At 71.0% G+C, this 4,245-nt stretch carries 4 protein-coding genes; all 4 read right to left on the bottom strand.

Annotation, left to right across the window (positions count from 1 at the left end; all coding sequences use genetic code 11):
- Positions 1–120: 120 nt before the first annotated feature.
- On the bottom strand, positions 121–903 hold the full coding sequence (locus CKO13_RS11030; RefSeq protein WP_200260918.1) for a ParA family protein: 783 nt from the start codon (positions 901–903) through the stop codon (positions 121–123).
- Positions 900–2,312 (bottom strand): methyl-accepting chemotaxis protein, encoded by a 1,413-nt coding sequence (locus CKO13_RS11035; RefSeq protein ID WP_200260921.1) that lies wholly within the window; start codon positions 2,310–2,312, stop codon positions 900–902. The genes CKO13_RS11030 and CKO13_RS11035 overlap by 4 nt, the downstream gene beginning before the upstream one ends.
- Positions 2,305–2,853: a chemotaxis protein CheW gene (locus tag CKO13_RS11040; RefSeq protein ID WP_200260927.1), complete on the bottom strand. Its 549-nt coding sequence runs from the start codon at positions 2,851–2,853 to the stop codon at positions 2,305–2,307. Before CKO13_RS11040 ends, CKO13_RS11035 begins: the two co-directional genes overlap by 8 nt.
- Positions 2,854–2,971: 118 nt before the next feature.
- Positions 2,972–4,245: chemotaxis protein CheA (locus CKO13_RS11045; RefSeq protein ID WP_200260924.1), on the bottom strand; the 1,274-nt coding region annotated here is incomplete at its 5' end.

A 4,245-nucleotide genomic window follows, 5' to 3' on the forward strand; every position in this document is an offset into this window, starting at 1 on the left:
CCCCGCCGGGCCCTCCGCCTCCGGCCCCGCGGGGTCGTTCATCCACGCCAGGGGGTCGCGGCCGAGCTTCTTGTCGCCGCCGCCCTTGGGAGCGTTGCCGTTCGCCACGATGCGCCTCCTCTACTCTTGCCCTGCCGCCTCGCGGACCCGGCGCTGGCGCAGGTCCTCGGCGAGCGCCGCGTAGTCCTTGGCCCCGTTGCTCGACGGGCGATACTCGAAGATCGTCTGGCCGAAGCCGGGCGCCTCGGCGAGGGCGACGTTGTCGCGGATGGGGGTGCGCAGGATCTGCCCGGGGAAGTAGCCCTCCAGCTTGCCGAGCACCTCGCGCGGCAGCCGCCGCTGGCCGTTGTAGCGGGTGACCAGCACGTACTTGTGGAGGTAGAGGCTCAGGCCCCGCTCGACGCGCATCAGGGTGCGCATCAGCCCGGCGAGCCCCTCCAGGCCCAGGTAGTCGCAGGAGACGGGCATGACCAGCTCGTCGGCGGCCAACAGGGCGTTCATCGCCAGCAGCCCCGAGGAGGGCGGGCAGTCGATGACGACGAAGTCGGGGAACGGCTCCAGCCCGGCGATGGCCTGCTGCAGCCGCCAGCCGCGCTCGCGCCCGCCGGCCATCTGCTCGGCGTCCGCCAGCCGCGGCCCCGGCGGGACCAGGCGCAGCCCCGGCCGGGCCTGCTGGAGCCGCTCGGCGAGGGGGGTGCCGTCGAAGAGCGTATCGTCCAGGCCCGGGTCCAGCCCCTCGAGCCCGAGGCTCGCGGCGAAGTGGCCCTGGGGGTCGAGGTCGATGCCGACGACGTCGTAGCCCGCACGCGCCAGGGCGTGGGCGACGCCCACCGACGAGGTGGTCTTGCCGACGCCGCCCTTCTGGTTGAGGAAGGCGGCGACGCGCGGCGGCTGCGTGCTCATCCGGCGGCGCTCCCTCCCTGGGCGGCGTCCATCTGCTCACCGAGGCGCTCGAGGATCTCGACGACGGCCTCGGAGTTCTCGGCGAGGCGGTCGAGCTCGGCGGCCGCCTCGTCGACCTCGCCGCGCTGGTAGTGCTCGGCGGCCCGCTGGCCGTGCTCGTGGACCAGCCGGTGCGGCTCCTCGAGCTCGGCGAAGGCCGGCAGCTCCCGGATCCAGCGCTCCCGGACCTGGTCGTACCAGTGCCCGAGCCGGCACTGGTGGTGGTCGGTGAGCTCGTGGCGGCTCACCTCCTCGCGGCCGGCGAGCATCGAGGCGATGCGCCGCTTCCAGCCGACGTGGTCGAACATGCTCCGGCGCAGGAAGAGCTGGTGCAGGTTGCGCGCCTCGAGCGCCTCCATCTGCTCGTTGAGGATGGCCCCGGTCTGGTCGAGGGCGTCGAGGGTGCTCTCGACGTCGTTGACGTTGCGCTCGGTCCGGTCGCTGATGGCGCTGATCGACTCGGCGACCTGGGTCACCGCCCCCTTCTGCTCGTTGATCACCGCCGAGACGTTCTGGACGTGCTCGCTGACGCTGCTCATGTGCTCGGAGACCTGCTGCATCGTCTCGCTGGTCTCGCTGATGGCGCTGCGGCCGCGCTCGATGGCGCTGCCCATCTCCTCGACGGATGAGGAGATCCCCTCGGTCTCGTCGCGCAGGGTGCGGATGCGCTGGCCGATGTCGACGGTGGCGCTCTTGGTCTGGTCGGCGAGCCGGCGCACCTCCTGGGCGACCACCGAGAAGCCGGCGCCGGCCTGCCCGGCGCGGGCGGCCTCCACGGAGGCGTTGAGGGCGAGCATGTTCGTCTGGAAGGCGATCTCCTCGATGAGCTCGATGATCGAGCCGATCTCGTTGGAGGCCTGGTTGAGCTGCTTGACGCGCTGGGAGGCCGTCTCGGCGAGCCCGGCGATCTCCTGGACGGTGGCGTTGGCCTGCTGGGCGCTGCGGTCGCCGGAGTCGACCAGCCCCTTGGCCTCCTCCATCTCGCTGGCCACCGTGCTGCTGTTCTCGGCGACGGTGTCGATGCTCGCCGCCAGCTCCTCGGAGTTCGAGGCGATGGTCTGGCTGCGCTCGTTGGTCTCGCGGATGGTCATGCGCATCCCCGAGGTCGCCACCAGGCTCTCGGCGGCGTTGGCCGACAGGGAGACGAGGTCGGCGAGCATCCCCGACTCGTTGCGCTCCAGCGAGCCGGCGAGCCGGTGCAGCGCCTGGGAGAGGGGGCAGTCGCCGGCGGGGACGTTGAGGTAGTCGCCGCCCTCGATCTGCTCGATGGTCTCGAGCAGCTGCTCGACCCGCTCGGGGCTGACCCAGCCCTGCGCCTCCAGCGCCTCGCGGTCGACGGCCTCGGTGGGGGACTCGGATACGCTACTCATCGGCCTGCTGCCTCCCTGATTCGGGCGCCTCGGCGGCGCTCTCGCGGACCAGCTCCGCGACGCGGCTCTGGTCGTCGGCGACGGCGAGCTCCTCGTCGCTGAGCAGCTCGTCGACGTTGAGGATGATGACCATCTTGTTCTCGTCGACCGTGGCCAGGCCGCGGATGAAGTCGGTGCGCAGGGCCGCCCCGAACTCCGGGGCGGGCCGGATCTGGTCGGCGTGGAAGGTGTAGACCTCGGAGAGGGCGTCGACGACGAGGCCCACGATCCGCTCGCGCTCGCCGCTGACCACCCGCACCATCACCACCACCGTGAACTTGGTGTACTCCTGGACGCTCATGCCGAAGCGCTCGCGCAGGTCGATCACCGGCACGATGGTCCCGCGCAGGTTGATCACGCCCTTGACGTAGTGCGGCGTGTTGGGGATGGGGGTGGCCGGCTTCCAGCCCTTGATCTCCTGGACGCGGAGGATGTCGACCCCGTACTCCTCCTCCGCGAGGGTGAAGGTCAGGTACTGGTCGCCCTCGGCGGCGGCCTGCATCGCCTCGACGGTGTCGGCGCCGCTGCCGAGGGTCGCCGCCTTGCCGCCCGCGTCGGCGCCTTGCGAGTCGCTCTGCTCTGCCATCTTCGCTCCCGTCTCTCAACTGGGCGCGGCCGCCTCAGGCGGCCTCGTCGGTGTCCTCGCGCTCCGGAATGATGGGGTGGCGGCGCCCGCCCCGGCTCATCTCGATCAGCCCGGCGACGTCGAGGATCAGCGCCACGTTGCCGTCGCCGAGGATGGTCGCCCCGGCGATGCCGGGGACCTTCAGGTAGTTCGCCTCCAGGCTCTTGATCACCACCTGCTGCTGATCGAGCAGGTCGTCGACGAAGACCCCGAGGTAGGTCTGCTCGTCCTCGACGATGACCATCAGCCCGCCCTCGAGCTCCTTGCGCACCGGCTCGGTGTCGAAGAGCTCGTGGAGCCGGACGATGGGCACGTAGCCCTCGCGCCAGTGGTAGACCTCGCCGCGGCCGGTGACGCGGCTGACCTTGCTGGCGTCGACCTGGAGCGACTCGACCACCGAGACCAGGGGGACGATGTAGGTCTGCTCGCCGACCCGGAAGAGCTGGCCGTCGAGGATCGAGAGCGTCAGCGGCAGGGAGATGGTGATCGTCGTCCCCTCGCCGGCGGCCGAGCGGACGTAGAGGCTCCCCGACAGGGCCCGGATGTTGCGCTTGACCACGTCCATGCCGACGCCGCGCCCGGAGTACTCGGTGGCCTGGTCGTGGGTGGAGAGCCCGGGGTGGAAGATCAGGTCGTAGACCTGCTCGTCGGGCAGCTCCGTGCCGTCCTCGACGATCCCCGCCGCGCGGGCCTTGCTGAGGAGCTTGTCGCGGTTGATGCCGCGGCCGTCGTCGGCGATCTCGATGATGATGTTGCCGCCCTTGTGGTAGGCGTCGATCTGGATCTGGCCGCGCTCGGGCTTGCCGGCGGCCCGGCGCTCCTCGGGGGCCTCGATGCCGTGGTCGACGCTGTTGCGCACCAGGTGGACGAGCGGGTCGATGATCTTCTCCATGACCGTCTTGTCCAGCTCCGTCTGGTCGCCCTCCATCTCGAAGTCCACCTCCTTGCCGAGGGCCCGGCTGGTGTCGTGGACGATCCGCGGCAGCCGCGAGTAGGCGAAGCTGATCGGCACCATGCGGATGCGCATGACGCTCTCCTGGAGCTCGCGGGTGTTGCGCTCGAGCTGCGCGAGCCCGTCCTGGAGCTCCTCGAGCCGCTCCTGGGAGAACTCCTTGCCGATCTGGCTGAGCATGGACTGGGTGATGACCAGCTCGCCGACCATGTCGATGAGCGCGTCGATCTTCTCGGTGTCGACGCGGATGGAGCTGGCGCTCTTGCGCCCCCCGCGCGCCTTCGCCTCGCCGCCGCCGGCCCCGCCGGGGGCCGCCG

The sequence above is a fragment of the Halorhodospira neutriphila genome, assembly GCF_016584055.1.
Classification (GTDB): Bacteria; Pseudomonadota; Gammaproteobacteria; order Nitrococcales; family Halorhodospiraceae; genus Halorhodospira; species Halorhodospira neutriphila.

Excerpts from the sequence above, each read along its gene's own strand:
- CKO13_RS11030 (WP_200260918.1), bottom strand. The coding sequence starts at position 903 with ATGAGCACGCAGCCGCCGCGCGTCGCCGCCTTCCTCAACCAGAAGGGC.
- CKO13_RS11035 (WP_200260921.1), bottom strand. The coding sequence starts at position 2,312 with ATGAGTAGCGTATCCGAGTCCCCCACCGAGGCCGTCGACCGCGAGGCG.
- CKO13_RS11040 (WP_200260927.1), bottom strand. The coding sequence starts at position 2,853 with ATGCAGGCCGCCGCCGAGGGCGACCAGTACCTGACCTTCACCCTCGCG.